Source organism: Acerihabitans arboris, assembly GCF_010131535.1.
Taxonomy (GTDB): domain Bacteria; phylum Pseudomonadota; class Gammaproteobacteria; order Enterobacterales; family Enterobacteriaceae; genus Acerihabitans; species Acerihabitans arboris.
Genome location: NZ_WUBS01000002.1, coordinates 242,069 through 268,028 on the forward strand (window position 1 = coordinate 242,069; position 25,960 = coordinate 268,028).

Here is a 25,960-nt window from a genome sequence, read left to right on the forward strand (position 1 = left end):
TGGAACATTGCACCAACCTGTTGCACCAACGGCACCTGTAAACAGGCGATATAAGCCCAAAAGGATCGCTTAACACCGGGTATTTGCTGATTTTTTAGCCCGGCCGGCCGGATATGAAACGCGCGCCAACGCGCTTCGTCTTACTTCACCGGCAGATGAGGGTGAAAAAGTGTCACAAAATTGGCATATGTATTGCAGATGCTTTGTCACAATATTTTGTTTAATAGTGACAATTGGAGATCGATATGCTATTTCCCCACCTCCTGATGGGCGTCATTAAACGCGGGGCGGCGCTGATGCTGGCGCCGCTGCTCCTTTCCGCCGCCCTCGCCGGCCCGAGCCGGGCCGATGAGGCGCCGCCGGTCAAGCTGGGTTATTCGAAATGCGCCCATTGTACCCCGCTGTCGCTGACGCCCCGGTACGCCACCGGCGTCAAAATCGACGCCATTTCCTTTAATACCGGCAACGACGTGCTGACCGCGCTGCTGTCGAAAAGCATCGATGTCGCCCAGGTCACCTATCTTCATTACGCCACGGCGCTGGATAAAGGTTTTGCCATCGTCGGTATTTCCGGGCAGATCAACGGCGGTTCGCAAATCCTGATCGGCAATAGCCTGCCGGTGGCCGCCGGTGACTGGGCAGGTCTGAAAAACCTGATTGAAGAGTATAAAAAGCAGGGCAAGCCCTTTCGCGTGGCGGCATCGCGCGGCAACGCCCAGGACCTGCATATGCGCGGCGCATTCGCCGCACACGGCATCGACGTGAACAAAGATGTCCGGTTCATTAATATTCCCAACCCTTCCGACCACGTGCAGGCGTTGCGGCGCGGCGAAGTGGAGCTGATTTGCTCCGTCGATCCGTTCGCCACGCAGATCCGCGAGGTGAAGGCGGCCAAATTCTTTGCTTTTCCTTATGATCAGGCGGCCGGCAAGCTCACCAACCTGATCGTCACCCGTCCGGACGTCATCGCGTCCAATCGCCGGGGCGTGCTGGAAACGGTGCGCGCCATCGTCAAGGTAAACGACCTGATGGCCGCGGACCAGCCGCTGTTTATCGACACCATCCAGAAAGTGACCGGACTGGATAAAACCATTGCCGCCGGCGCGGTGCAGAATCTTTATCCGGATTACAAAATGTACCGCGCCTCGGCGGCGGCCATCGCCGCCATGATGCGACAGCTGAAATACATTAACGGCGATGTCACGGCGGCGGTGGAAAAAAACCTGGACTACAGCTTCCTGGAAGAGGTCACCGGCAAACCCAAAACTGAACTTGGCTATTGAGGTGATGACCGCATGCGCACTTCCTTCTTGACGCGTGTTTATCAGCGCATAGAACGCGGCATCGTGCCGGTGCTGGCGATAGGCGGATGGGAGCTGTTCTCCCGTTCGGGTATTCTCCCCGCCGCCCTGCTGCCGGCGCCGTCGCAGGTGATGGTCGCCTGGCTGGACTGGATTTTTCATACCGACGGCAATACCCAGAGCTATTGAGGCCATTGGGTTTGGGATATCGCCGCCAGCGCGCTGCGGGTGTTTTCCGGTTTTCTGCTGGCAACATGGCTTGGCGTGGCGATCGGCATGGCCATCGGCTGGTCCCGGCGCGCGGAAAACCTGTTCGAGCCGCTGTTGCAGATGCTGCGGCCGATACCGCCGGTATCCTGGATCCCGCTGGCGATTATCTGGTTCGGCATTGCCGACAAGCCCGCCATTTTCCTGGTGTTCATGGGCGCGTTTTTCCCCGTGCTGCTCAGCACCATCCACGGCGTAAAATCCTGCGACCGCAATCTGCTGCGGGCCGGCGCCATGACCGGCGGCACACCGGCCAAGCTGCTGCGGCATATCCTGTTCCCGGCGGCGCTGCCGAGTATTTTTTCCGGCCTGCGCATCGCCATCGGCTCGGCCTGGATGCTGACCGTGACCGCCGAGATGGTGGCGGTAAAAAGCGGGGTCGGCTATGTGCTGTGGGATTCTTATTATTTCCTGCGCTACGACATCGTCATTGCCGCGATGGTCAGCATCGGGCTGCTGGGATTTTTAAGCGATATGCTGATCAAAACCATCGCCGCGCGCGTCCTGCGCTGGCAAAACGGCTCCATCCTGCGGACAAGGGAGGGTTAACCATGGCGCTTATCAGTATCAACGGCGTTTCCAGGGTGTTCGACGATCCAAAACGCAAAACCGGCGTGATCGCGCTCGACGATATCAACCTGGAGGTACAGCGTAACGATTTCCTTTGCCTGCTCGGTCCCAGCGGCTGCGGCAAATCCACGCTGCTTAACATGATTGCCGGGTTTGATCTTCCCTCCGCCGGCACGGTCAGCGTCGGCGGGCAGGTTATCGGCCGGCCCGGCGCGGATCGCGGCGTGGTGTTCCAGCAGGCCAACCTGATGCCCTGGCTGCCGGTGTGGGAGAACGTCGCGTTCCATTTGAAGATGAGCGGCGCCGGCAAGGCAACCCGACGTGAAAAGTCACAGAAATTTATCGATATGGTGGGATTGACCGGTTTTGAAAACTACTTTCCCAGCGAGCTGTCCGGCGGCATGAACCAGCGCGTCGGCATTGCCCGCGCCCTGCTGATGAACCCGGAGGTTATCCTGATGGACGAACCGTTCGGCGCCCTGGATGAGCAAACCAGGATGGATATGCACGGCGAACTTATCCGCATCTGGCGCGAAAGCAAAAGCACTATTGTTTTTGTCACCCACGGCATTGACGAATCGCTGGCGCTGGGTACGCACGTCGCCGTGATGACCGCGCGCCCGGGCAGGATACGCGAACTGATGCCCATTGACCTGGCGCGTCCGCGCGACCCGACCAGCCCGGCGTTTAACGACTATAAACGCCATATCCTCTCTCTGCTGCGCCCTGAAAACGTGATCGCGCCGGTGTGAGGCTATGGCCTGTCGCGCCCGGGTTTGTCCCGTGGCCCGCCCATTTTTGTCAATTTATTGGAATGGTTATGATAGATAAACGGATCCGCCTGGGGATATTGACGCCCTCGTCCAATACGGCGCTGGAACCCCTGACCCAGGCGCTGGTGGCCGGGTTGCCGGGCGTCAGCGTTCATTTCGCCCGTTTTCCGGTCACGCGGATCGCCCTCGGCGCCGACGCGCTGGCCCAGTTCCGGCACGGGCCGATTATCGCGGCGGCGCGGCTGCTGGCCGACGCCCATGTCGACGCCATCGGCTGGAGCGGCACGTCCGCCGGCTGGCTGGGTTTCGCCTCAGACGAGACGCTGTGCCGGGAAATTACCGCCGCCACCGGCGTGCCCGCCGCCACTTCGGTGCTGGCGCTGAACAAGGCGCTGGCCGCCTTCGGCATCCGGCGTCTGGCGCTGGTTTCGCCTTATCTGCCCGACGTGCAGGATAACATTATCGCCAACTATGCCGCCGCCGGTATTGCACTGGGTCCCGAGAGCCATCTGTCGTTGAGCGAAAATTTCGCCTTCGGCCTGGTGGATGAAGCCACCCTGGATCGTCAGGTGGCCGAAGTGGCGACCGGCGGCGCGCAGGGGATCGCCACCTTTTGCACCAACCTGCGCGCGGCGCAGCGCGTGGCATATTGGGAACAGCGCCACCGGCTGCCGGTGTTCGATACCGTGATAACCGTCGTGTGGGACATGCTGCGCCGGTGCGGCGTGGATACCCGCCCCATTGCCGGCTGGGGCCGGTTATTCCAGGAGGCTTGACATGCAGTCGTTCGATACGGTAATCCGTAATGCGCGGGTGGCCACCGCCGCCGACGAATTCCACAGCGATATCGGTATTCTGGACGGGCGCATCGCCGCCCTCGCCGTCGGCCTGCCCGCGGGCCAACGTGAAATCGACGCCGCCGGCCGTTATGTCACCCCCGGCGGCATCGACAGCCATGTGCATTTTGATCAGCCCACCGGCGACGGCTCGGTGATGGCGGATGATTTTTTCAGCGGCACCACCTCCGCCGCCTGCGGGGGAACGACCACCGTTATCCCCTTTGCCTGCCAGCAGAAAGGCCAGACGCTGCGCGCGGCGGTGGAAGACTATCATCGCCGCGCCGACGGCAAGCCGGTTATCGATTACGCGTTTCACCTGATCGTCACCGATCCCACCCCGCGGGTGCTGCGTGACGAACTGCCCGCGCTGATCAATGAAGGTTATACCTCGTTTAAAATCTATATGACCTATGACGCGCTGAAGCTCAGCGATCGCGACATCCTGGAAACCCTGTCGGTCGCCCGGCGCGAAGGGGCCATGGTCATGGTGCATGCCGAAAACAGCGACTGTATCGCCTGGCTGACCGAACGCCTGCTGGCGGCGGGGCACACCCAGCCGCGCTATCACGCCGCCTCCCGGCCGATGCTGGTGGAGCGGGAAGCCACCCATCGCGCCATCGCCCTGGCGGAGCTGGTGGATGTGCCCATTCTGGTGGTGCATGTCTCGGGGCGCGAATCGGTGGATCAGATCCGGCAGGCGCAAAACCTGGGCTTGAAAGTCTATGCCGAAACCTGCCCGCAATATCTGTTCCTCACCGCCGACGCCTTAGGCTGCGACGACGGCTTCGAGGGCGCCCAATGCATCTGCAGCCCGCCGCCGCGCGACGCGGCCAATCAGCAGGTAATTTGGGACGGACTGGAAAACGGCTCGTTTGCCGTGTTCTCCTCCGATCATGCGCCGTTTCGCTATCACGGCCCGGACGGCAAGCGCGCCCACGGCGACAACGCCGCGTTCAATCAGGTCGCCAACGGCATACCCGGCGTGGAAACCCGCATGGCCCTGCTGTGGTCGGAAGGCGTGCGGCGGGGGCGCATTACGCCGCAAGACTTCGTGGCGCTCACCGCCACCAACGCCGCCAGGCTCTACGGCCTCTATCCGCGCAAAGGCAGTATCGCCATCGGCGCCGACGCCGATCTGGTGATATGGGACGAGGGCGGACACATTCATCTGGATAACGCCATGCTGCACCACAACGTTGATTACACCCCCTATGCGGGCATGTGCCTGAGCGCCTGGCCCGCGATAACGTTATCGCGCGGCGAGGTGGTATGGGACGGCCAGCCGCGCGGCGCGGCGGGACGCGGACAATTCCTGCCCTGCCTGCGCCCGGATCCCGCCAGGCCGCGCCGCCGCGCCGCCGAACTGCCCTGACGGCGCGTTATCCCGGGCCAGCGCGGCGGCGGGATATGCTATTATGCCGGCCTCACACTGCCTGTTAATGAGGCCGACCATGCCCGAACTGCCGCTGCCCTTTATCAATACCCTGCTGCTTGCGCTGCTGGGGCTGCGGGTGTTCAGCCGGCGACGGGAACCCGACGCCCGCGGCGCGCTGGTGTTTATCGCCGCCTGCGCCGTTGCCACGCTGCTGGTGGGGCTGCGCTGGCAGGGCAGCCTGCCGTGGGTCGCCGTGATCCAACCCCTGGCCGCGGCCGCCCTGCCGATTATCTGCTGGCACTGTTTACGGCCCCATGGCCCCACGACCAACGGGCATACCGTCCCAACCCTCGCCCTGCTGTGGCTGCCGGTCGTTATCACCGGCATGGCGATTATCCTGCGCCGCGCGCTGCCCCTGCCGCTTATCGATATGACGTTGATCCTTACCTACCTGGGTTACGGCGCGGCGTTGCTGCGGGCGGCGGCTAAGCCGGCAATCATGCCGGCAACCCGGCCCGCGGCGCGGACTCTAATACCGCGCCTGCTGCGTATGCCGCGCCTGCCGGACGGCGCTCACCGGCGCCGGGGCGCCGCGGGCGCAATGCTTATCCTGTCGGGGCTGCTGGACGTTGGGGTCGCGCTGGATTTCGGCCTGGATCAGGGTAAAAACGCGGTGCATATCGTCGCCTGCGCCAACCTGCTGGCGCTGCTGACGCTGGCCGCCATAATAGCCCGCGGCGACGGCGCGGCGGCGGCGTCCGCCGCCCCTTCCCCGGCCCCGGCGCCGACCGAACAGGACCGTCAGCGGGTCATGGCGCTGGACGCGCTGATGCGGCGCGAGCGATATTTTACCGACCCCGGCCTGACCATGGTCCGGCTGGCAAAACGCCTCGGCCTGCCCGGTCGGCAGCTTTCCGAGGCGGTTAACCGGGTATGCGGCCGCAACATCTCCCAGGTGATCAATGAATACCGTATCAGAGAGGCCGAGCGGCTGCTTACCGAAACCGATGACAATATTACCGGCATCATGCTGGCCTGCGGCTTCCAGACCAAATCCAATTTTAACCGCGAGTTCCGCCGTGTCGCCGGCGTTAGCCCCAGCGAGTTTCGACTATCCGCCGGCGGGCAGGCCTCCCTCCGCCGGGACTTATCGTCCCGGTAATGAGCGGGCCAGAAATTGCGTGATAAACGCCGCCGCTTGCTGCTGGATTTGTGCGCGCGTGCGGCGGGTATCGCCGTCCTGGCAGATAATACCGTCCCCCGGTGAATCCTGATCGATTAGCGCCGCCGCGCCGGGTTTGCATATCGCCATAAAGCTAAAATGGGTGGCATCGCCGATTTCATGATAGGTGATGACTTCCGGTGGCAACAGGCCCGCCAGATAATGGGATTCCAGGCTCGCAGGCAGTGTTTCCGACGGCGTGCCGGCGGCGATGATCAGCACCGGTACCCGCAGTCCGGACAGGCTGGCGCCGGTAAACCCCCTGGCTAAGCCCGTATCCAGCGTAATCACCGCGCCGACCCGCCGGTCGCGCCAATCACGGGCCAACTGCATTTGCAGGGCCGGGGTACCGCCCGCGTTCATCTGCCAGTAAGCCTGGCAAGAGGCCAACCGTTGGCGCGCGGCGCAGTCGCGGGCAAACAGCTCCGGGTCAAATCGCGCCCCCGCGATTTCCATCGCGGTCCAGCCGCCCAGGGAGTGGCCGACCACCGCAATGCGTCCAGTCGCCACCGCGCCGTAGCGTTGCGGCTGCGCGCTGACCCTGTCGATCGCCCGGCTGATATCGCCGGGCCGTTGCCATAACCGGGCGGCTAGAGCCGGATCCCGGTTATCGGTGGTGGTGCCCGGGTGATTGGGCGCGGCAACGATATATCCCTGCCCCACCAGCACCCCGGCCAGCCAGAGCTGGTTTTTCCAGTTGCCGCCGTACCCATGGGAAATCACCACCAAGGGATGCGGGCCGGCGAGGGGCGCGGCATCTTCGGCCACGGTTAAGCCGATAAAGGCCGCATTGTCCCCTACCAATCGGGTCTTGCCGCCGCCGGCGGCGGGATACCAGACCGCCATTTCCATCCGCCTGCCGCCGGCATCGCCTACCAGCGACTGATGAAAGCCGATATCGGCCTGCGCGCGCATCGTCGCGGCCAACAGGGACAACAGGATAACCACGGCATACAAACTCTTCATTTTCACCACTCCATTAGGGTAACTATCTGCGCATTTATATACGCGGCAAAGGCGGCGCGCGACCTGGATCGCGATTGAGGTCTTGATTTTAATGATTTGTATTTCATCGGGCGACAAATTGCGCTGCATGCATAACGTCGCCGCCTTCCCTCGGGTCCCCGCATCCGACTATACTGGGCGACAATCCACATACGTCCCCGATGACCGTGCTTCCTGAGGGAAAAATGACCGACAAGCCGTTAACCCAACGCCAGAAAAACCGCAACGACACCAAACATAAACTCTCCGCCAGCGCGCTGAAGTTAATGAAACAACGTAGCCTGGGCGATATCACCATCGAGGATATCTGTTCGGACGCCGGGTTTTCGGTCGGGTCTTTTTATAACCACTTCCATACCAAAAACGATATATTTATCGAGCTGTATGTCCAGGCCGACAGTTTTTTCGCCGAGAGCTTTGAGCAGGATACGTCGGCGGGCAATAGCGGCGAACGGATCCTGCGCTACTTTGATTTTTATGCCGGCTATAACCAGTCGACCGGGCTGGAGACGGTAAAACAACTCTATGTCGGAGATAACAAGCTGTTCATTGAAAAGGGCCGCTACATGCAGCGCAAGCTGGAGTCCTATATCAGCCAGGGGCAGGACCAACAGGAAATTACCCGCCGGTTTTCCGCCGCCTATATCGCGGAGGACCTGTTTATCGCCGCGCGGGGCATGATCTACCACTGGTGCCTGCACGAGGGGGATTTTGATTTGGCCGGCAGGATGCGCGATCACCTGGGACGCCTGCTGCAAAGCTATTGCCCGCCATAAACGAGATCGTCAGCGCCGGGATTAAGCCCGGCGCGTGTTAAAGGGAGAGCGTGCCGGTCAATCAGATATTGCGCGCCACTTCGTAGGCATCCCATACGGCATACATAATATTCTGCACATTTTTGGCATCGCCCAGCAGGTAGCTTTCCGGCACTTCGTCGCGCAGCTCATCGTATAAACGTTGCTCCGGCGCATAGCCGATGGCCAGGATAACCGAATCAGCCGCGATCGCCACCCCGGCGCCCTGCCCGGTCTTTAACATCAGCCGCCCGTTTTCGGCGGGTTCCAGCCGGGTGTCGGCCAGCACCCTGATCCCTTTGAACGCCACCAGATCGCGCAGCATATCCTCATTGGCATGACATAACGGGCCGCCCACCTGCAGGATGTCCTGCCGGACTTCCACCAGGGTAACGGTTTTCCCTTGATTCGCCAGCCACAGCGCCGTTTCGCAGCCCACCAGCCCCCCGCCGATAATAATTACGTTGTCGCCCGGATCTTGCTGTCCCAACAGCACCTCCTCGGCGGTATACACTCCGGTGGCCGACGCCAGTTCCAGCGTTCGGGGCCGCGAGCCGGTGGCGAACACCACCGCGTCGGCCGCCGCGTCGCGCAGCTCCCGGCGGGTGGCCCGGCTGTTAAGTTTGACCGTCACGCCAAGCCCGGCCAGTTCGCGCTCATACCAGGCGGCCAGCAGATGATCGTCCTGTTTAAAGTCAGGTATGCCGCCGGGGATCAGATTGCCGCCCAGCCGATCGCGCTGTTCCATTAACGTCACGCTATGGCCGCGCAGCGCCGCCACCCGGGCGGCCTCGCATCCGGCCGGTCCGCCGCCGATCACCAGCAACCGTTTCGGCCGCACGGCCGTGCCGGTGCCGTACTCCCGCTCGCGGCCGCAGGCGGGATTGACCGCGCAGGAAATCGCGGCGAACTGCGCCAGCCGCCCCATGCACCCCTCCTGGCATGACAGGCAAGGGCGGATACGTTCCGGGTGGCCCGCCCGGATTTTATTCGGGATATCCGCGTCGGCCAGCAGCGGGCGGCCGAGGGCAATCATGTCGGTCTGGCCGTCCCGGATCGCCTGCGAGGCCAGATCGGGATCGTCCAGGCGCCCGGCGGTGATCACCGGCACGCGCAAAATGCGCTTCAGAATCTGGTTATAAGGCAAATACAGTCCTTTAACCTGATACATCGGCGGATGCGCCCAGTACCAGGAGTCATAGGAGCCGACGTCGCCGTTAAAGGCGTCGTAACCTGCGGCCTCCAGCATTTTTGCCGCCTCGATCCCCTCCTCGATATCCCGCCCCCGTTCGGCGAAAGTTTCGTTCGGCAGCCCGCCCCGCCGCCAGTCCTTGATAAAACTTTTAATGCTGTAGCGCAGCGACACCGGAAAATCCTCGCCGCAGGCCGCTTTGATCGCCTGGACAATCTCGATGGCGAAACGCAGGCGATTCTCCAGGCTGCCGCCGTACTGGTCGGTACGGGAATTAAAAAAAGCGATGGCGAACTGATCGAGCAAATAGCCCTCATGCACCGCGTGCACCTCGATACCGTCAAACCCGGCCCGTTTGGCAATCAGCGCCGACTCGGCAAATTTGCGCACATAGGTGTGGATCTCCCCGACGCTGAGCGCGCGGCAGGTCACATCCGGCAGCCACCGGTGGGGAATGGGCGACGGGGCGACGGCGGTATTGCCGACAATCGCAGGGATACTCACCCGGCCGAAACCGGCGGACAGCTGGAGGAAAATCTTTGCTCCCCAGGCATGGATGCGTTCGGTCATCATCTTGCCGGTCTTGACAAAATGAGTCGGGTTTAGCGTGGGGCAAGGCATTGACGGCAGCGCGCAGCGTTCAATCTCGTTTTCCACCATGGTGACGCCGGTAATAAGCAGGCCGGTGCCGCCCTTGGCGCGCTCCACATAATAATCAACGCCGCGCTGGTTAAAGGTGCCGTCCGCATCGCACAGGCCGCCGGGTCCCATCGGCGCCATCACAAAACGGTTTTTCAGCGTCAGTTTGCCTATGGTAAACGGCTCGAAAAGGATGTTATGGGATTCTTTCATGCTCACGTTCCCCACGCATTATTATTAATGAATAAATTCAGTGAATGCATTCATTTTACGTGTATGGCATTGGCCCATGATGATATAAATCAAACTGAGGCGGTGTTAGCAGAGATCGGCAGCATCCGCGGATCTTAGCGGCAGGCCGGGATTCACCAGGTAATAGGGGATTCCGCGAGGTTAATCACATCTTTTTTGTCAGTTTTATGCCGACGGCTATCTTTAGTGATAAAGCCTGTTTTTTGCCACTATAACAATTTGATTATTTTATTAACAACCGTGAAAAAGATTTGCAACCTGTAAAAATTAATCGATAATAACCATATAAAATATAAGGTATTGGCCGGGCTAAAATATGAATAATTCCCGCGCGGCCCCGGCGCAATAAATAATGCCCTTGTTTGATTCCCTTATTATGTGACTAATGTCGTATTCAGGAGCGTCCATGCAATTCAGCAGACGGCAATTCTTTAAAATCTGCGCGGGCGGAATGGCGGGCACGAGCGCGGCCGCGCTCGGGTTTGCGCCGGATATCGCGCTGGCGGAAACCCGCCAGTACAAATTACTGCGTTCGCACGAAACCCGTAATAACTGCACCTACTGTTCGGTGGGCTGCGGCATTTTGATGTACAGCCTGGGCGACGGCGCCAAAAACGCCAAATCCTCGATCTATCATATCGAGGGCGACCCGGATCATCCGGTCAGCCGGGGCTCGTTATGTCCCAAAGGCGCCGGACTGGTGGATTTTATCCACAGCGACCAGCGGCTAAAGTATCCCGAATATCGCGCTCCCGGCGCGGATACATGGCGGCGCATCAGTTGGGAGGACGCCTACGAGCGCATCGCCCGCCTGATGAAGGCCGATCGGGACGCCAATTTTGTCGAAAAGAACGCGGACGGGGTCACGGTTAACCGCTGGGTCACCACCGGCATGCTGTGCTCCTCCGCCGCCAGCAATGAAACCGGCATGCTCGACCAGCGCGTCACCCGCGCGCTCGGCATGCTGGCCATCGATACCCAGGCCCGGCTGTGCCATGCCCCTACCGTTTCCGCCCTGTCGCCGACCTTCGGCCGCGGCGCCATGACCAATAACTGGGTGGATATCAAAAACGCCAACGTGGTGCTGGTGATGGGAGGTAATCCGGCGGAGGCCCATCCGGTGGGTTTTAAATGGGTGATGGAAGCCAAAATCAGCAACGGCGCCCAGGTGATCGTGGTCGATCCGCGCTTTAACCGCACCGCCTCGGTGGCCGATTTTTACGCGCCCATCCGCGCCGGCGCCGATATCGCCTTCCTGCTGGGCGTGATTAACTATCTGCTGGCCAACGATAAAGTGCAAATGGACTATGTCAAGGCCTACACCAACGCCAGCCTGCTGGTGGGCGAAGCGTACCGCTTCGACGAGGGATTGTTCAGCGGTTATGACGCGGCAAAACATCGCTATGATAAATCCGCCTGGCAGTACCAGCTTGATGAAAACGGCTTCGCCCGGCGCGACCCGACCCTGGGCGACCCGCGCTGCGTCTGGAATATGCTCCGGCAGCACGTCAGCCGCTATACGCCCGAAATGGTCTCGCGCATCTGCGGCACCCCGCAGGCGGACTTTTTGAAGATTTGCCGCATCCTGGGCGAAACCAGCGCGCCGGACAAAACCGCCACCATCCTGTATGCGCTGGGCTGGACCCAGCACACCACCGGCGCGCAGATTATCCGCGCCGCCGGCATGATCCAGCTGCTGCTGGGCAATATCGGCATGGCCGGCGGCGGCGTCAATGCGCTGCGCGGCCACTCCAATATCCAGGGTTATACCGACCTGGGCCTGTTGTCGCTGCGCCTGCCCGGTTATATGGATTTGCCCTCGGAAAAGCAAACCACGCTGGCCGACTATCTGGCGCAGATAACGCCCAAGGCCCTGCTGCCGGATCAGGTCAACTATTGGAAAAACACGCCGAAATTTTTCGTCAGCCTGATGAAAAGCTTTTACGGCGACAACGCCACCAAAGAGAATGACTGGGGATTCGACTGGCTGCCGAAATGGGACCAAAGCTATGACGCGCTCAACTTTACCCAGATGATGAGCGAGGGCAAGGTTAACGGGTATATCGCCCAGGGGTTTAATCCGGTGGCGGCGTTCGCTGATAAAAACAAGGCTTCCGGCGCGCTGTCAAAGCTGAAATACCTGGTGATTATCGATCCGCTGGCCACCGAAACCTCCAGTTTCTGGCAGCATCACGGCGAATTCAACGATGTCGATCCGGCGGCCATCCAGACCGAGGTGTTCCGGCTGCCCTCCAGCTGCTTTGCCGAGGAAAACGGCACCATCGTCAACTCCGGGCGCTGGCTGCAATGGCATTTCAAAGGCGCCGAGCCGCCCGGGGAAGCCCGTAACGACGGGGTGATCCTGGCGGGCATTTTCCTGCGCCTGCGCGAGATGTACGCCCGCGAGGGCGGGGCCAACCCGGCGCCGCTGATGAACATGGCCTGGGACTATCGCGATGCCGAAGACCCTACGCCGGAGGAGCTGGCCCGCGAGAGCAACGGGCGGGCGCTGGCGGACATAAAAGACGATCGGGGCGCGGTTATCCTGAAACAAGGCCAGCAGTTGGCCGATTTTTCCCAGCTGCGCGACGACGGCACCACCGCCAGCTTCTGCTGGATTTTCGCCGGCAGCTGGACCGAGCAGGGTAACCAGATGGCCCGGCGCGATAACAGCGATCCGTCGGGGCTGGGCTGCACGCCCGGCTGGGCCTGGGCCTGGCCGCAAAACCGCCGAATTTTATATAATCGCGCCTCGGCCGACGCCCAGGGCAAACCCTGGGATGCGAAACGAGAGCTGATCCACTGGGACGGCGCGCGCTGGACGGGGATTGATATTCCCGACTACGGCAACGCCGCGCCGGACAGCGGCGTCGGCCCGTTTATCATGCAGGCCGAAGGCATGGGCCGGCTGTACGCCATCGACAAGCTGGTGGACGGCCCCTTCCCCGAGCACTACGAACCGGCGGAATCGCCCATCGGCACCAATCCACTGCACGGGGCGATAATTATGAACCCGGCGGCGCGCCTGTTTGACGCCGACAGGCTGCGTCTTGGCGTGGCCGCTGATTTTCCGTATGTCGCCACCACCTATTCCATTACCGAGCTGTTCCGCCACTGGACCAAACACGCGCGGCTGAACGCCATCGCCCAGCCTGAACAGTTTATCGAGCTTGGCGAAAGGCTGGCGGCCAGCAAAGGCATCAAGGCCGGCGATAGCGTCAAGATCAGTTGCAAGCGTGGTTATATCAAGGCCAAGGCGGTGGTGACCAAACGTATCCGCACCCTGCTGGTGGACGGCCGCGAAATCGATACCATCGGCATCCCCTGCCACTGGGGGTACGAGGGCACCACCAAAAAAGGGTTCCTTGCCAACACCCTGACGCCCCACGTCGGCGAAGCCAATTCGCAGACGCCGGAATACAAGGCCTTTCTGGTCAACGTGGAAAAGGTATAGGGGGCTGACCTATGGCAATGCAATCACAGGATATTATCCGCAAATCCGCCACCAATGGGTTAACGCCGGCGCCGCGCGCCCGGGATTTCCAGGATCCGGTGGCCAAGCTTATCGACGTGACCACCTGCATCGGCTGCAAGGCCTGCCAGGTGGCCTGTTCGGAATGGAACGATCTGCGCGACGAGGTGGGCATCAACGTCGGCGTGTATGACAATCCTCTCGACCTGAGCGCCAAGTCCTGGACGGTGATGCGCTTTTCAGAAGTGGAGCAGGACGACCGGCTGGAGTGGCTGATCCGCAAGGACGGCTGCATGCACTGCGCCGATCCGGGCTGCCTGAAGGCCTGCCCGGCGGAAGGGGCCATTATCCAGTACGCCAACGGCATCGTCGATTTCCAGTCCGAGCACTGCATCGGCTGCGGCTACTGTATCGCCGGTTGCCCGTTTAACGTGCCGCGCATCAATAAACAGGACAACCGCGCCTATAAATGCACGCTGTGCGTTGACCGCGTGGCGGTGGGCCAGGAGCCGGCCTGCGTGAAGACCTGCCCCACCGGCGCCATTCATTTCGGCAGTAAAGAGGATATGACCACCCTGGCGGCGGTACGGGTGGCCGAACTTAATACCCGGGGCTTTCATAACGCCGGCCTGTACGATCCGGCCGGGGTCGGCGGCACCCACGTAATGTATGTGCTGCATCACGCGGACCGGCCGCAGCTGTACCACGGCCTGCCGGACAATCCCACCATCAGCCCGGCGATTACCTTCTGGAAAGGGGTATGGAAACCGCTGGCGGCCGTCGGCTTCGCCGCCATTTTCGCCGCCACGGTATTCCATTACGTGGGCGTAGGCCCCAACCGCGCCGAAGACGACGATAACAATGAACATCAAGAACCTGATGACGAACGGGAGACCCGTAAATGAAACCTCAGCAGCGGATTGTGCGTTACAGCGCGCCGGAACGCATCAACCATTGGATTGTGGCGTTTTGTTTTATCCTGGTATCGCTCAGCGGCCTGGGCTTTTTTTTTCCGTCGTTCAACTGGCTGCTGAATATCTTCGGCACCCCGCAACTGGCCAGGATCCTGCACCCCTTTGCCGGGGTGATTATGTTTTGCGCCTTTATGCTGATGTTCCTGCGCTACTGGCGACATAACCTGATCACCCGCGACGATCTGTATTGGGCAAAAAACATTCATAAAATCGCCCTTAACCAGGAAGTGGGCGATACCGGCCGGTATAACTTCGGCCAGAAATGCGTGTTTTGGGCGGCGATTGCGTGCCTGCTGCTGCTGGTGGCCAGCGGCGTGATGATCTGGCGCCCCTGGTTTGCCGGGTATTTCCCCATCCCCTTGATCCGCGCCGCCCTGCTGGTACATTCGCTGGCGGCGGTGGGACTGATCATGGTCATCATGGTGCATATCTATGCGGCCCTGTGGGTCAAGGGCACCATCACCGCCATGGTGGAGGGCTGGGTGCCCGCCGCCTGGGCGAAAAAACACCATCCCCGCTGGTATCGCGAGCTGCAGGAAAAAAATGCGCTGCCGGCGGAAAACCGCAAGGACCGGACCTGATGGCGATACATATCGTGGCCGAACAAGACTTAACCGAGCGGCAGGTATCCTCCTCCACGGCTATCCCGCCGCTGCTGATCGCCGACCTGCCGCGTCTCTATCAACAGCGCGCCGATCGGCTGCTGCGTCTGTCCGCCGATCATCCGTTCGGCGATTACCTGCGTTTCGCCGCCGGCGTGGTGCAGGCGCAGCGCCGGGTGCTCGAGGCCCTGCCGCTGGACGCCGGCGCGCCCCTTCCCGCGCCGGATAACGGCGCGCCCCCGCTGGACGCGGCGGTGTTCCCGCGCTCGCCGCGGTGGCGCGACATGCTGCGGGCGTTGATCCTGCAACTGCTGCCGGCCGCCGCCCCCACCGTGCGCCGGGCGCTGGAGACCCTGTCCTCGCTGCCGGACAGCGTGGCGGACGCCGAGGCGCAGGCGCTGCTGAACGGGGATTTTGCCCGGGCGGACAGCGCCCGCGCGCCGTTCCTGTGGGCGGCCCTGTCGCTATACTGGGCGCAGCTGGCCGGCCGCATCCAGGGGCACGCCCTGGCGGACGGCGGACGGCGGCAATACTGCCCGGTCTGCGGCGGCGCGCCGGTGGCAAGCGTCATCCAGGCGAAAGGCGCCGTCCCCGGCCTGCGTTACCTGCACTGCGCATTATGCGAAAGCGAATGGCATCTGGTGCGGGCGGTGTGCAGCAGCTGCGAGCAAACCGACGATCTGGTTTACTGGTCGCTGGACGACCGGCGGGCGGCGGTCACGGCGGAAAGCTGCGGTCATTGCCACAGCTACCTGAAGGTGGTCAGGCAGGATAAAGACGCCGCCGCCGAAAGCGTGGCGGACGATCTGGCCTCGATTATGCTGGATGCCAAACTGGAAGAAAAAGGCTTTAGCCGCAGCGGCATCAATCCCTTTCTGTTTCCCGCCGGATAAATCCTTCGCCGCGTGCGCGCAGGATTTATCCGCCCCGGCGGTACGTGGCGATAGCGGCTTAACGCCCGCAAAAACGCGGGGTGATCAACTCGACCTTGCCGATCGGATACCCCATTCTGCTATAGTTGATCTATTCTGCGATGACCGCCGCCCAACGTGAGAACCCGTTATGCCACACAACTTCCATTCCCTTTATCAGCACGGTTTTGCCCGCGTGGCGGCCTGCACCCTGCCCTGCGCGCTGACCGAGCCGTCGGTCAACGCGCGCGCCATCGCTGAAGCGGCCGGGGCGCTTGACGCCCGCGGCGTCGCGCTGGCCATCTTCCCGGAATTATCGCTGTGCGGGTATTCCATCGAAGACCTGCTGTTGCAGGACGTGCTGCTGGACGCGGTGGAGCGCGCCGCCGGGGAACTGCTCGCCGCCACCGCCGAACTTACGCCGGTGCTGGTGGTGGGAGCGCCGCTGCGCCACGCGGGCCGGATCTATAACACGGCGCTGGTGCTGCACCGGGGCCGGCTGCTGGGCGTGGTGCCGAAATCCTACCTGCCGACCTACCGGGAATTTTACGAACGCCGCCAGTGCGCTCCGGGCGATACGGCGCGGGGCGGCGTCATCCGGCTGGCCGGGCAGGAGGCGCCTTTTGGTCCCGATCTGCTGTTCAGCGCGCGCGATGTGCCTGGGTTGGTGCTGCACGTGGAGATTTGCGAGGATTTATGGGTGCCGATCCCGCCGAGCGCCGAAGCCGCGCTGGCCGGCGCCACCGTGCTGGCCAATCTGTCCGGCAGCCCCATCACCATCGGTCGCGCGGATACGCGCCGTCAGCTGTGCCGTTCGCAATCCATGCGCTGCCTGGCGGCCTATCTTTACGCCGCGGCGGGCATGGGCGAATCGACCACCGAGGTGGCGTGGGACGGCCAGTGCGTGATCTACGAGAACGGCAGCCTGCTGGCGGAAACCGAGCGCTTCGCCACCCAGGGCCAAAGCGCGGTGGCCGATATCGACCTCGATCTGCTGCGCCAGGAACGGATGCGCATGGGCACCTTTGACGATAACCGGCGCACCCATGAAGCGCGGGTCGGCGCGTTTCGCCATGTCGCCTTCGAGCTGGCGCCGCCGCCGGGCGATATCGGCTTTGAGCGCCGGGTGGCGCGTTTTCCCTTTGTGCCCGCCGACCGCGATCTCCTGGCCCAGGACTGTTATGAAGCCTACAACATCCAGGTTAACGCCCTGGCGCAGCGCATCGCCGCCACCGGCATTAAGCGCCTGGTGATCGGCGTCTCCGGCGGGCTGGATTCCACCCAGGCGCTGATCGTTATCGCCAAGGCGGCGGACCGGCTGCACCTGCCGCGCGAAAATATCATCGCCTGCGCCCTGCCCGGCTTCGGCACCAGCGCCGGCACGCATAACAACGCGGCAAGCCTGATAAAAGCGCTCGGCGTCACCCACCGTGAAATTGATATCCGCCCGGCCGCGACGCGCATGCTCGAGGATATCGGCCATCCCTATGCCCGGGGCGAGAAGGTCTACGACGTAACCTTTGAGAATGTGCAGGCGGGGCTGCGCACCGATTACCTGTTTCGCCTGGCCAATCATGAAAACGGCATGGTGGTGGGCACCGGCGACCTGTCCGAAATGGCGCTCGGCTGGTGCACCTACGGCGTGGGCGACCAGATGTCCCATTATCACGTTAACGCCGGCGTGCCCAAGACCCTGATCCAGCACCTGATCCGCTGGGCGATCGCCTCCGGCCAGTTCGCGCCGCCGGTCATGGCCACCCTTGAGGCCATCCTGGCGACGGAAATCTCGCCGGAGCTGGTGCCCGCCGACGATGCCGGCGAGCTGCAAAGCACCGAATCCATTATCGGTCCCTACGACCTGCAGGATTTCAGCCTGTTCTATACCCTGCGCTACGGTTTCCGGCCGTCAAAAATTGCCTTTATGGCGCTGCATGCCTGGGGAGATGCCGCCGCCGGCGACTGGCCACCGGGCTTTCCGCAGGAAAAACGCCGCGCCTATCCGCTGGTGGAAATACGCCGCTGGCTGAAGGTATTCCTGTGCCGCTTTTTCACCCTGAGCCAGTTTAAGCGCTCAGCCTCGCCAAACGGTCCGAAGGTGACCGCCGGGGGCAGCCTGTCCCCGCGCGGCGACTGGCGCGCGCCGTCGGACGGCAACGCCCGCATCTGGATCGAAGAGCTGGAAGCGCGGGTGCCGGAGCGCTGAACCGGCGGAACGGCCGCGCCGCGGGGGATGGGCTAAATCGTTAGCGATCGGTTGCCGCAGCCCGGGTTATCCAGGCGGATAGATTGGCGATCAACCCGCCGCCCGGGTTAGCGATACTTTAGCGGTCAACCCCGCCGGTCAGGTTAACCTTGCTGATAAACGAGCCGCCGAACAACCGGCGCAGGGCGCTGTCCTGCGCCAGCGTCACCGCCCCCTCCGCCGTGGCGCTTTCGCCATACAGCGAGGCGACCACCTCGGTATGGGCGGACAGGCGCTGGACGATTTTGCGCACCGTGGCGCACACCAGCCGATGGCCGCCCACCGGGCCGCCCAGGATCAGCATCGCCGGATCGAGGGTAGCCACCAGCCCGGTGGCCAGGTAACCCACCTGGGTAGCATATTCCTGTACCCCTTTGACGGCGGCGGGCTCGCCGGCGTCGGCCCGCGTCAGCAATTCGGGCAACCGGCGCGCGTTGCTGGGCGGTGAAACCGGCCTGGTGCGGCTAAGGTAATCGGGATAACCGAGGTGTTGCTCGAGCATCAGTTCCACCGGGTGCTCGGTGGCGCTCCATGGAAAAGGGATATCCGCCACTTCGCCGGCGCAGCCCCGTACGCCCCGGATCAGCTGTCCGCCGGCGATGATGCCCGCGCCGATATGGGTGCCGACCTGCAAAAAAATCACGTCGCGCAAGCCCTTTGCCACCCCGTTGACCGCCTCGGCCGCCACCGCGCAGTTGACATTGTTTTCCAGCGCCAGCCTGGCCGGCGAGGCCAGCCGCAGGCGCGACAGGATTTCATCGGGTGTCAACCCGGACTGTGACGGTCCCTCGCGACCGGACAGCACGATATCCTGGCGTATCGCCTGCGACAGGGCCAGCGTCACGGCGCACAGCGGCCCGTATTCGCGCAGTCCCTGCCGCAGTGCTTCCAGCAACGACGCCGCCCCGCCGATCAGCTGGTTAAACGGGGTATTGGTAATGCGCCGCTGCGCCAGTACTTTCCCCTCCAGGCTGCGGGCGATAAACAACGCCTGGTAGTTGCCGATATCGGCGCCCAGCACCCAGCCCGCGGTCTTGGCGATACCATAAACCTTGGCCGCCCGGCCTTTGGGCTGCGTCTGCATAAACAGCGGCCGCACCAGCCGCAGCTTTTGCAGCTCATCGATGCCCGCGGAGACGGTCGGTTTGGACAACCCGGCCCCCAGCGCCAGTTCCGGCCGCGTGGCCGGGCCCTGCGTCAGCAAGGTCATGCCCAGCAATTTGGCGATACCGCCCAATACCGGCATCGATGAACCGTCCTGCTCGTCGGGCTGCTGTTCCGCCTGATAAGCCAGGTGATGGCTAATAAAGGACAGCGCTTCCGGCAAGGCTTTTTCCCTGCCTGTCGCCGCCGCGGTCTTGCGTAGCCGGGCCGACAGCTGCCTTAACGTACCCAGCGACATCAGCTGCCGCTGGCGCAGGAACCAGTCGGCAAACAGCGCCTCCGGCCGCCGTTCGGGCGGCAAGGCAAAATAATCCAGCGCCACCCGGGCGGGCGAACTCATCCAGACGTCAGGGCCGATCCGGCTGTCGCCCGCCAGGCCTGCGACGCCCGGCCGGGGAATTATGGTGATGCCGGGCAGCGCCAGCTCGCGCCGGCGGGAATGGACGATAAACAGCGTCCGCCCGCTCACGGGATCGGCGAGCATGGCGGATTCTCCCACCACCAGGCAACCGGGAAAGGCCTGGCCGATAATATGCCAGATAAAACGACGGACAATCCGCTCGCCGTCTTCGTTGACCGCACCGCTGTACACACCGCGCGCCAGGCGTTTAAGCGTGCCCCGCCGGGTGGCGCGGCTGATAACCGCGGCATCGTGTTCATGGGCAAAGACCAGATCCGGCCAGGGCGCTCGCGACAATTTTTATCTCCAAAAACTTGACCGGAAAAGCAAAAATGCCGTTTAACGGTCAATAAAATGGCATATCGGTCAGTTTTTATAGGCAATTATTATTAAATGGTCAAGTTATAAGCTCAGATAATCCGCTATCGGCACCCATCGCCGGCCATCTACCGTCATCAAAAAGCAGCCATTAAGCGCTAACCAATTAATATTTAATCATTTCATACCATAGTTTTATACTATTGGCGGGCGACGGTTTTCACATCGTAAAATCATTTTACATTAAGCAATCAGAGCCGGAACCATGCTTCAACCACAGGAAATTCTGATCCCCTTTGCCGCGGGCATCGACGCGCAGCCGGACGCCGTGGCGACCACCTGTACCGCTACGCTGCGCTGGCTGGACACCCTGGATATCGAGGCGCTGCGCCATGCCCGCCTGCTGTTTATCGGCATCGGCGCCTCCCACGCCCTGCTGGCGACCACCGTCGATACCTTGCGCGGCGCGGGCGTCTACGCGTTGCGCAGCGACGGCGACGATCTTCCTCCCGCCTGCCCGGTACTGGCCGACTGGTACATCTGCGTATCCCAAAGCGGCCGCAGCCCCGAGGTGGTACAGGCGGCCCGGCACCAGCCCGACCCGCGCCGGCGCTTGTCCATCGTCAACCAGCCGGACTCGCCGCTGGAGCGGGAGTGCGGCGTCGCCTTGTGCCTGGGCGGCCTGGTTGACTCGGGCATGTCGTCGGTGGCGCTGATGGCCACCGCGCTGGCGCTCGGCATGCTTGGCGATTACATCACCGGCGACCACCGACTGGCCGACTGGCGGCAACTGCCGCAACGGCTGGTCGCCTTGAGAGCCGCCGCCCAGCCGGTGGTGGCACGCTTCGCCGAGCAATCAGCCGGTATCGGGTGCGTGGATTTCGCCGCCCGCGCCAGCAGCCTGACCGCCGCCGAGCAAGGGGCCCTGTTCCTGCGCGAGGGGCCGAAGGTTCCCGCCATGGCCTCGGGCACGCGTAATTACCTGCACGGCATGACCGACTCGGTGGGCAATACCGCGCATGTCATTATCGGCGGCGCGCGCGAAGCGCTGCTGGCGCGGCAGCTGACCGAGTTCAACGTGCCCATCCTGCTGGTGACCGATGAGAAGGATGTGGTTATCCCGGGTGTGGAAATCCTGTATATCCCGCCCCTGGCGGCCGGTCCGCGCGTCCTGCTGGAGATCCTGGTCATGGAACTGCTGGCCTTGTCGCTTGCCGGGGTGTGGGGCGGCGATATCGACGCCGGGGTGGTGAAACGCCTTGATACCAAGCTTGACCAACAGGGCGCGCCGGCGGGGAACGGACCATTATGACCGACATCCTGGCCGGTATCGACGTCGGCGGCACCAAAACCCGCCTGATGCTACAAGACGCGTCGGGCGCGATCCTGCTGGATCACACCAGCCCTACCCGGCGCTGGCGCGGTGAATCCTTTGCCGCCAAGGCGGCTCTGCTGGCGCGCTCGCTGGAGCAGGCCCTGACGTGCCAGGGCGGCAACCGCCGGCTGCGCGCCCTAGCCGTCGGCGCACATGGCTGCGATCTGGCCGAAGAGTGCCTGGCGCTGGCAAGCCTGCTGCAACCCTGTTTTCCGGCCGCGCGCTGCCGGGTGGTCAGCGATGTCGCCCTGGTGGCGCCGGCCGCCGGCCAACCCCATGCCATCGGCCTTATCGCCGGCACCGGTTCGGTCGCCATCGCCCTTGACGCGCGTGGCGAATATGTGTCGGCGGGCGGCTGGGGCTGGATGCTGGGCGATGAAGGCGGCGCCAGCGGCCTGGTGCGGGAAGCGATCCGGGCGCTGCTGGAAGATTACGATCGGGGCAACCTGGATGACCCGTTAACCCACGCGCTGCTCGCCGCATTTGGCGCCGGGCACGTCATTGATTTGCCGTCGCAGCTGCTGAAGGGCGACGTCGCCCAGTGGAGCCGCCATGCGGCCCTTGTTTTCGCCTGCGAACGCGAGGGGTCGTTATTGGCCGCCGCGGTGATAAACCGGGCGGTGGAGGCATTGGCCGGGTTGGTGGATCGCCTGCACCGCCGCGGCGTCGCCAGCCGCCGGGTGATTGCCGCCGGCGGGGTGATTTCACACCAGCCGCGGATGTTTGCCGCGCTGGCCGCGGCGTTAAGCGCCCGCCAGCCGCCGGCCTCCCTGGAACTGCTCGGGGTCGCGCCGGTAAACGGCGCCCTGTCGCTGGCCCGTTCGCTGCTGTAGCCGGACGCGGACGCGACCGCGCGGTTGCAGTCGCTTTTATACGGCCTTGTCGCCAAGGCACCCTGTTACGTAGCGCGGTTACGCAGCGCGACTTTTTGCGAAGGTATGATATGTCCACATCTGAAAAACACTTGCCGGGCCAGGCAACCACCGCGCAAAGCGCGGCGGTTGCCGCGCCCAAAACCGTACGATTCCCCAGCACCTACGCCGTGCTGCTGGCCATCACCCTGGTGGTCTGGGCGCTGACGTTTGTCATTCCCAGCGGCAAATATCAACTGGCCGACGGCAAACCCGTCGCCGGTTCCTATCAGCATATCGACAACCTGCGCTCCTTTGGCGCCAAACTGCTGGATTTGTTCCTGGCGCCGGTCAACGGCCTGTACGGCATGGTCAATGCCGAGAGCGGCCACGTCGGCCCGTATGAAAGCGGCGGCATGTTCGGCGCTATCGGGGTGTTCTTTTTTGTCCTGGCCATCGGCGCCTTCGTCAATACCACCCTGCGCACCGGCGCGATAGACGCCGGCATCGGCCGGGTGGCCGCCCGCTTTAAACAGCGCGGCGCGCTGCTGATAAGCATAGTGATGTTGCTGATTGCCATCGGCGGGTCGACCTTCGGCATGGGCGAGGAGACGCTCGGGTTCTATGCCATCCTGATCCCGCTGCTGCTGAGCCTGGGCTATGACCGGCTCACCGCCGTGGGCGTAATCCTGGTGGGATCGGTGGTCGGCAATATGAATTCGACGGTGAATCCCTTTATGACCGGCGCCGCCTCGGCCGGGGCCAATATCCCGCTCGGCCAGGGGATTGGCCTGCGGGCGGTGATGTTTATCGTGCTCACCGCCGTCGCCGTCGGGTATGTGCTGCGTTACGCCCGCCGGGTAAAACGCGATCCGTCGCGCTCTCCGGTCGGCATCAGCGCCGGGGACGCGCTGCTGGCGGCGGCCTGCGATCAAAACCTCGCGCCGATGACCGGCGCGCAAAAAGCGGTCATGGCCTGCTTTGCCGGCACCTTCGTATTTATGATTTTCGCCCTGGTGCCCTGGGCGCAGGTGATAGTGGCGCCGGATGCCGCCTCCTATCCCTGGCAGCTCGACTGGTACTTTCCGGAACTGACCGCCCTGTTTTTCCTGATGGCGCTGGCGATCGGCCTGGTGGGGGGGCTGTACGGCGAGACGTTGGTGGCCGCGATGATCGGCGGCATCGCCGATTTCATGGGCGCCGCGCTGGTGATCCTCCTGGCGCGCGGCATCACGGTTATCATGCACAACGCGTTTATCACCGATACGGTGCTGCACTCGGTGGAAAGCCTGATCGGCGGCACCGCGTCGTCGGTCTTCTCGGTGGTGATGATGCTGGTGATCATGCCGCTCTCGTTCCTGGTGCCGAGCTCTTCGGGTCTGGCCACGCTTGCCATGCCGGTGCTGGCGCCGATGGCGGATTTCGCCGGGGTCGGCCGCGAGGTGGTGGTGACGGCGTTCCAATGCGCGGTGGGCATTGTCGCCCTGGTCACCCCGACGTCGGCCATCGTGATGAGCGGCCTGGCCCTGGCCAAGGTCAGCTACAGCAAATACCTGCTATGGGTGCTGCCGCTGCTGGCCGTGCTGCTGGTGATTGCCGCGCTGTTCCTCGCCCTTGCCGCCTCGTTGCCTTAAGGCGACCCGGCCCGCGCGCGTCGCAGGCGTTGTGACCCGCGCCTTGCGCGGGTCCGTTAGCACATTATGCTGTCATAACCGGGTCGAGGATTGCGGTGATGGATGATAAAGACTGGCTGATTATTCGTACCCTTTATGAATTAAAAAACGTCACCCGCGCGGCGGAGGCGCTCCATACCTCGCAGCCGGCGCTCAGCTACCGGCTGCGGCAGATCGAGAAAAAGCTCGATGTCCAGCTGTTCGACATGAGTCATAAAATCCTCACGTTTACCCTGCAGGGCGAACAGATTGCCTACTATGCCGTCAAGGTGCTGCGGGACTACCAGAAAATGAAGGACGACCTGCAGCATGCCGGCGACAGGCTACGCGGCGAAATCCGCATCAGCGCCGCCAGCAATTACGCCGCCTACCGGCTGCCGAAAATATTGCAGCGGTTTAACCAGCAGTACCCGCAGGTGGCGGTCAACGTCACCAGCGGCCTTAGCCAGGAGGTCTTCGCCCAGCTACAGCACAATGAGGTGCACCTGGCGCTGGTCAAGGACGACCTGAACTGGAAAGAAGGCAAACATCTGGTGGACCGGAACCGCTTCTATATCGTCAGCCGCCGGCCGCTTCAGCTGGCGGACCTGCCCCATTGGCCGCAGATCCGCATCAGCCACGGCCCGCATATCAGCACCCTGCTCGACCGCTGGTGGAACGCCAACTTTTCCCGCCCGCCGCGCATCGCCATGACCGTGGATAAGATGGAAATTTGCCTGGAAATGGTCAAGCACGGCCTGGGCTACGCCATTTTGTCGGATTACCTGCCGTTTGACGCCGACCTGCACCCCTGCCCGCTGCTCGACGAACGCCATCAGCCGATCGTCAATCATACCTGGCTGCTTTATCGCCATAATGTCGCCCAGACGCCGCGTCTGGCGCGCTTTATCCAGCTGCTGGCGCCGGCCCATCGGGCGACAGAGCCGCAGGAAACCTAGCTTGACCGGCAGGATCCCCACCGGCCCAGGCGACAGATAGGGTTGACAGGGCAGGGTAATGCTTCTAAAGTTTATCTACCAAGTGACAGGTAGATAGGTTTGCAATGAACTCAGACATCAATAATTTTGACACCGCCAAACCGGCGATGATGAAGATCCACGATTGGCACACCGGCCCTTATCCGGCCCGCGTCCGCATCGCTTTGGCCGAGAAGAACCTGCAATCGCGCGCCCGTTTTGTGTCGGTCAATCTGTGGAAAGGCGAGCACAAGCAGGCCGGGTTCCTCGCCAAGAATTTTTCAGGCACGCTACCGGTGCTCGAACTCGACGACGGGACCTTTATCGCCGAGTGCACGGCCATTACCGAATACCTTGACGCGCTTGACGGCGCCCCTATACTCACCGGCGTGACACCGCGCGAAAAGGGCGTGATCCATATGATGAGCAAGCGCGCCGAGCTGGAGCTGCTCGACGCCATAAGCGTGTATTTCCACCACGCGACGCCGGGGCTCGGACCCGCCGTGGAGAGTTACCAGAACGCCGAGTGGGGGTTCCGTCAGCGCGACAAGGCCCTGCGCGGGATGCACTACTTCAATGCCGTTCTGAAAAACCAGCCGTTCGTCGCCGGCGAGGTTTTCTCGATGGCCGACATCACGGTGATCGGCGGCCTGATCTTTGCGCAGCTGGTGGAGCTGCCGGTGCCTGAGGAGTGCGGGGCGCTGCAAGCCTGGTACGCCAGGATGCAGGAGCGTCCCAGCGTAAAGAACCGGGTGGCGATGTCGGTACCGACCGGAGCGAACATTTAACATGG

Annotated in this window: 21 protein-coding genes; 18 read left to right on the forward strand and 3 right to left on the reverse strand. The window is 62.7% G+C overall.

Features of this window, described 5'->3' with window-relative positions; genetic code table 11:
- Nucleotides 1-245: 245 nt before the first annotated feature.
- From GRH90_RS03340 to GRH90_RS03365, 7 genes are all read left to right on the forward strand, one after another.
- A complete protein-coding gene (locus GRH90_RS03340) occupies nt 246-1,283 on the forward strand; it encodes an ABC transporter substrate-binding protein (protein ID WP_218586204.1) in 1,038 nt (345 codons plus the stop codon).
- A 12-nt stretch (nt 1,284-1,295) separates the two neighbouring features.
- A complete protein-coding gene (locus GRH90_RS26035; protein ID WP_218586205.1) occupies nt 1,296-1,490 on the forward strand; it encodes an ABC transporter permease family protein in 195 nt (64 codons plus the stop codon).
- 39 nt (nt 1,491-1,529) lie between these two features.
- Nucleotides 1,530-2,117, forward strand: coding sequence for an ABC transporter permease (locus GRH90_RS03345; RefSeq protein ID WP_218586206.1), 588 nt, complete (start codon nt 1,530-1,532; stop codon nt 2,115-2,117).
- Between the two features lie 2 nt (nt 2,118-2,119).
- Complete coding sequence (locus GRH90_RS03350) at nt 2,120-2,890, forward strand: ABC transporter ATP-binding protein (protein WP_162364479.1); 771 nt, start codon at nt 2,120-2,122, stop codon at nt 2,888-2,890.
- A gap of 68 nt (nt 2,891-2,958) precedes the next feature.
- The gene (locus GRH90_RS03355) at nt 2,959-3,687 is read left to right on the forward strand and encodes a maleate cis-trans isomerase family protein (RefSeq protein WP_218586207.1); all 729 of its coding nucleotides are present in this window, start codon (nt 2,959-2,961) and stop codon (nt 3,685-3,687) included.
- Between the two features lies 1 nt (nt 3,688).
- Nucleotides 3,689-5,122, forward strand: coding sequence for a dihydropyrimidinase (hydA, locus tag GRH90_RS03360; protein WP_162364480.1), 1,434 nt, complete (start codon nt 3,689-3,691; stop codon nt 5,120-5,122).
- A 79-nt stretch (nt 5,123-5,201) separates the two neighbouring features.
- On the forward strand, nt 5,202-6,287 hold the full coding sequence (locus tag GRH90_RS03365) for a helix-turn-helix domain-containing protein (RefSeq protein WP_162364481.1): 1,086 nt from the start codon (nt 5,202-5,204) through the stop codon (nt 6,285-6,287).
- Here the strand turns inward: GRH90_RS03365 and GRH90_RS03370 are convergent.
- Complete coding sequence (locus tag GRH90_RS03370) at nt 6,273-7,313, reverse strand: alpha/beta hydrolase family protein (protein WP_162364482.1); 1,041 nt, start codon at nt 7,311-7,313, stop codon at nt 6,273-6,275. The two genes, GRH90_RS03365 and GRH90_RS03370, sit on opposite strands and share 15 nt — an antisense overlap.
- Before the next feature lie 224 nt (nt 7,314-7,537).
- Here GRH90_RS03370 and GRH90_RS03375 point away from each other — a divergent pair, with 224 nt between their 5' ends.
- The gene (locus GRH90_RS03375; protein WP_246235843.1) at nt 7,538-8,128 is read left to right on the forward strand and encodes a TetR/AcrR family transcriptional regulator; all 591 of its coding nucleotides are present in this window, start codon (nt 7,538-7,540) and stop codon (nt 8,126-8,128) included.
- A 61-nt stretch (nt 8,129-8,189) separates the two neighbouring features.
- Here the strand turns inward: GRH90_RS03375 and GRH90_RS03380 are convergent, their stop codons facing one another.
- Nucleotides 8,190-10,190: an oxidoreductase gene (locus GRH90_RS03380; RefSeq protein ID WP_162364483.1), complete on the reverse strand. Its 2,001-nt coding sequence runs from the start codon at nt 10,188-10,190 to the stop codon at nt 8,190-8,192.
- A gap of 445 nt (nt 10,191-10,635) precedes the next feature.
- Here GRH90_RS03380 and fdnG point away from each other — a divergent pair, with 445 nt between their 5' ends.
- The 5 genes from fdnG (at nt 10,636) to GRH90_RS03405 (ending at nt 18,391) form a co-directional block, all read left to right on the forward strand.
- Nucleotides 10,636-13,683 carry a formate dehydrogenase-N subunit alpha gene (gene fdnG, locus GRH90_RS03385; RefSeq protein WP_162364484.1) on the forward strand — a complete coding sequence of 1,016 codons (3,048 nt, stop codon included), beginning with the start codon at nt 10,636-10,638 and terminating at the stop codon, nt 13,681-13,683.
- 11 nt (nt 13,684-13,694) lie between these two features.
- The gene (gene fdxH, locus GRH90_RS03390) at nt 13,695-14,606 is read left to right on the forward strand and encodes a formate dehydrogenase subunit beta (protein ID WP_162364485.1); all 912 of its coding nucleotides are present in this window, start codon (nt 13,695-13,697) and stop codon (nt 14,604-14,606) included.
- Nucleotides 14,603-15,256 (forward strand): formate dehydrogenase cytochrome b556 subunit, encoded by a 654-nt coding sequence (gene fdoI, locus GRH90_RS03395; protein ID WP_162364486.1) that lies wholly within the window; start codon nt 14,603-14,605, stop codon nt 15,254-15,256. Before fdxH ends, fdoI begins: the two co-directional genes overlap by 4 nt.
- Nucleotides 15,256-16,170, forward strand: a complete 915-nt coding sequence (fdhE, locus tag GRH90_RS03400; protein WP_162364487.1) for a formate dehydrogenase accessory protein FdhE — start codon at nt 15,256-15,258, stop codon at nt 16,168-16,170. Before fdoI ends, fdhE begins: the two co-directional genes overlap by 1 nt.
- 169 nt (nt 16,171-16,339) lie before the next feature.
- Entirely contained in the window at nt 16,340-18,391 is a 2,052-nt protein-coding gene (locus tag GRH90_RS03405; RefSeq protein ID WP_162364488.1) for an NAD(+) synthase, read from the forward strand.
- A gap of 118 nt (nt 18,392-18,509) precedes the next feature.
- Here GRH90_RS03405 and GRH90_RS03410 read toward each other — a convergent pair whose 3' ends face one another.
- The gene (locus GRH90_RS03410; protein ID WP_162364489.1) at nt 18,510-20,291 is read right to left on the reverse strand and encodes an ROK family protein; all 1,782 of its coding nucleotides are present in this window, start codon (nt 20,289-20,291) and stop codon (nt 18,510-18,512) included.
- Between the two features lie 286 nt (nt 20,292-20,577).
- Between GRH90_RS03410 and GRH90_RS03415 the strand changes: the two genes are divergently transcribed.
- The 5 genes from GRH90_RS03415 (at nt 20,578) to GRH90_RS03435 (ending at nt 25,955) form a co-directional block, all read left to right on the forward strand.
- A complete protein-coding gene (locus GRH90_RS03415) occupies nt 20,578-21,624 on the forward strand; it encodes a hypothetical protein (protein WP_162364490.1) in 1,047 nt (348 codons plus the stop codon).
- Nucleotides 21,621-22,520 carry an N-acetylglucosamine kinase gene (locus GRH90_RS03420; protein ID WP_162364491.1) on the forward strand — a complete coding sequence of 300 codons (900 nt, stop codon included), beginning with the start codon at nt 21,621-21,623 and terminating at the stop codon, nt 22,518-22,520. Before GRH90_RS03415 ends, GRH90_RS03420 begins: the two co-directional genes overlap by 4 nt.
- Before the next feature lie 110 nt (nt 22,521-22,630).
- On the forward strand, nt 22,631-24,172 hold the full coding sequence (locus GRH90_RS03425) for a YfcC family protein (RefSeq protein ID WP_162364492.1): 1,542 nt from the start codon (nt 22,631-22,633) through the stop codon (nt 24,170-24,172).
- A 98-nt stretch (nt 24,173-24,270) separates the two neighbouring features.
- A complete protein-coding gene (locus tag GRH90_RS03430) occupies nt 24,271-25,149 on the forward strand; it encodes a LysR family transcriptional regulator (protein WP_162364493.1) in 879 nt (292 codons plus the stop codon).
- 104 nt (nt 25,150-25,253) lie between these two features.
- A complete protein-coding gene (locus tag GRH90_RS03435; protein WP_246235845.1) occupies nt 25,254-25,955 on the forward strand; it encodes a glutathione S-transferase in 702 nt (233 codons plus the stop codon).
- Nucleotides 25,956-25,960: the final 5 nt, after the last annotated feature.

Coding starts and splice junctions, on each gene's coding strand:
- GRH90_RS03370 (WP_162364482.1), bottom strand. CDS start 7,313: ATGAAGAGTTTGTATGCCGTGGTTATCCTGTTGTCCCTGTTGGCCGCG.
- hydA (WP_162364480.1), top strand. CDS start 3,689: ATGCAGTCGTTCGATACGGTAATCCGTAATGCGCGGGTGGCCACCGCC.
- GRH90_RS03405 (WP_162364488.1), top strand. CDS start 16,340: ATGCCACACAACTTCCATTCCCTTTATCAGCACGGTTTTGCCCGCGTG.
- GRH90_RS03425 (WP_162364492.1), top strand. CDS start 22,631: ATGTCCACATCTGAAAAACACTTGCCGGGCCAGGCAACCACCGCGCAA.
- GRH90_RS03375 (WP_246235843.1), top strand. CDS start 7,538: ATGACCGACAAGCCGTTAACCCAACGCCAGAAAAACCGCAACGACACC.
- GRH90_RS03430 (WP_162364493.1), top strand. CDS start 24,271: ATGGATGATAAAGACTGGCTGATTATTCGTACCCTTTATGAATTAAAA.
- GRH90_RS03340 (WP_218586204.1), top strand. CDS start 246: ATGCTATTTCCCCACCTCCTGATGGGCGTCATTAAACGCGGGGCGGCG.
- fdxH (WP_162364485.1), top strand. CDS start 13,695: ATGGCAATGCAATCACAGGATATTATCCGCAAATCCGCCACCAATGGG.
- GRH90_RS26035 (WP_218586205.1), top strand. CDS start 1,296: ATGCGCACTTCCTTCTTGACGCGTGTTTATCAGCGCATAGAACGCGGC.
- GRH90_RS03365 (WP_162364481.1), top strand. CDS start 5,202: ATGCCCGAACTGCCGCTGCCCTTTATCAATACCCTGCTGCTTGCGCTG.
- GRH90_RS03350 (WP_162364479.1), top strand. CDS start 2,120: ATGGCGCTTATCAGTATCAACGGCGTTTCCAGGGTGTTCGACGATCCA.
- GRH90_RS03380 (WP_162364483.1), bottom strand. CDS start 10,190: ATGAAAGAATCCCATAACATCCTTTTCGAGCCGTTTACCATAGGCAAA.
- fdoI (WP_162364486.1), top strand. CDS start 14,603: ATGAAACCTCAGCAGCGGATTGTGCGTTACAGCGCGCCGGAACGCATC.
- GRH90_RS03420 (WP_162364491.1), top strand. CDS start 21,621: ATGACCGACATCCTGGCCGGTATCGACGTCGGCGGCACCAAAACCCGC.
- GRH90_RS03435 (WP_246235845.1), top strand. CDS start 25,254: ATGAACTCAGACATCAATAATTTTGACACCGCCAAACCGGCGATGATG.
- GRH90_RS03355 (WP_218586207.1), top strand. CDS start 2,959: ATGATAGATAAACGGATCCGCCTGGGGATATTGACGCCCTCGTCCAAT.
- fdnG (WP_162364484.1), top strand. CDS start 10,636: ATGCAATTCAGCAGACGGCAATTCTTTAAAATCTGCGCGGGCGGAATG.
- fdhE (WP_162364487.1), top strand. CDS start 15,256: ATGGCGATACATATCGTGGCCGAACAAGACTTAACCGAGCGGCAGGTA.
- GRH90_RS03415 (WP_162364490.1), top strand. CDS start 20,578: ATGCTTCAACCACAGGAAATTCTGATCCCCTTTGCCGCGGGCATCGAC.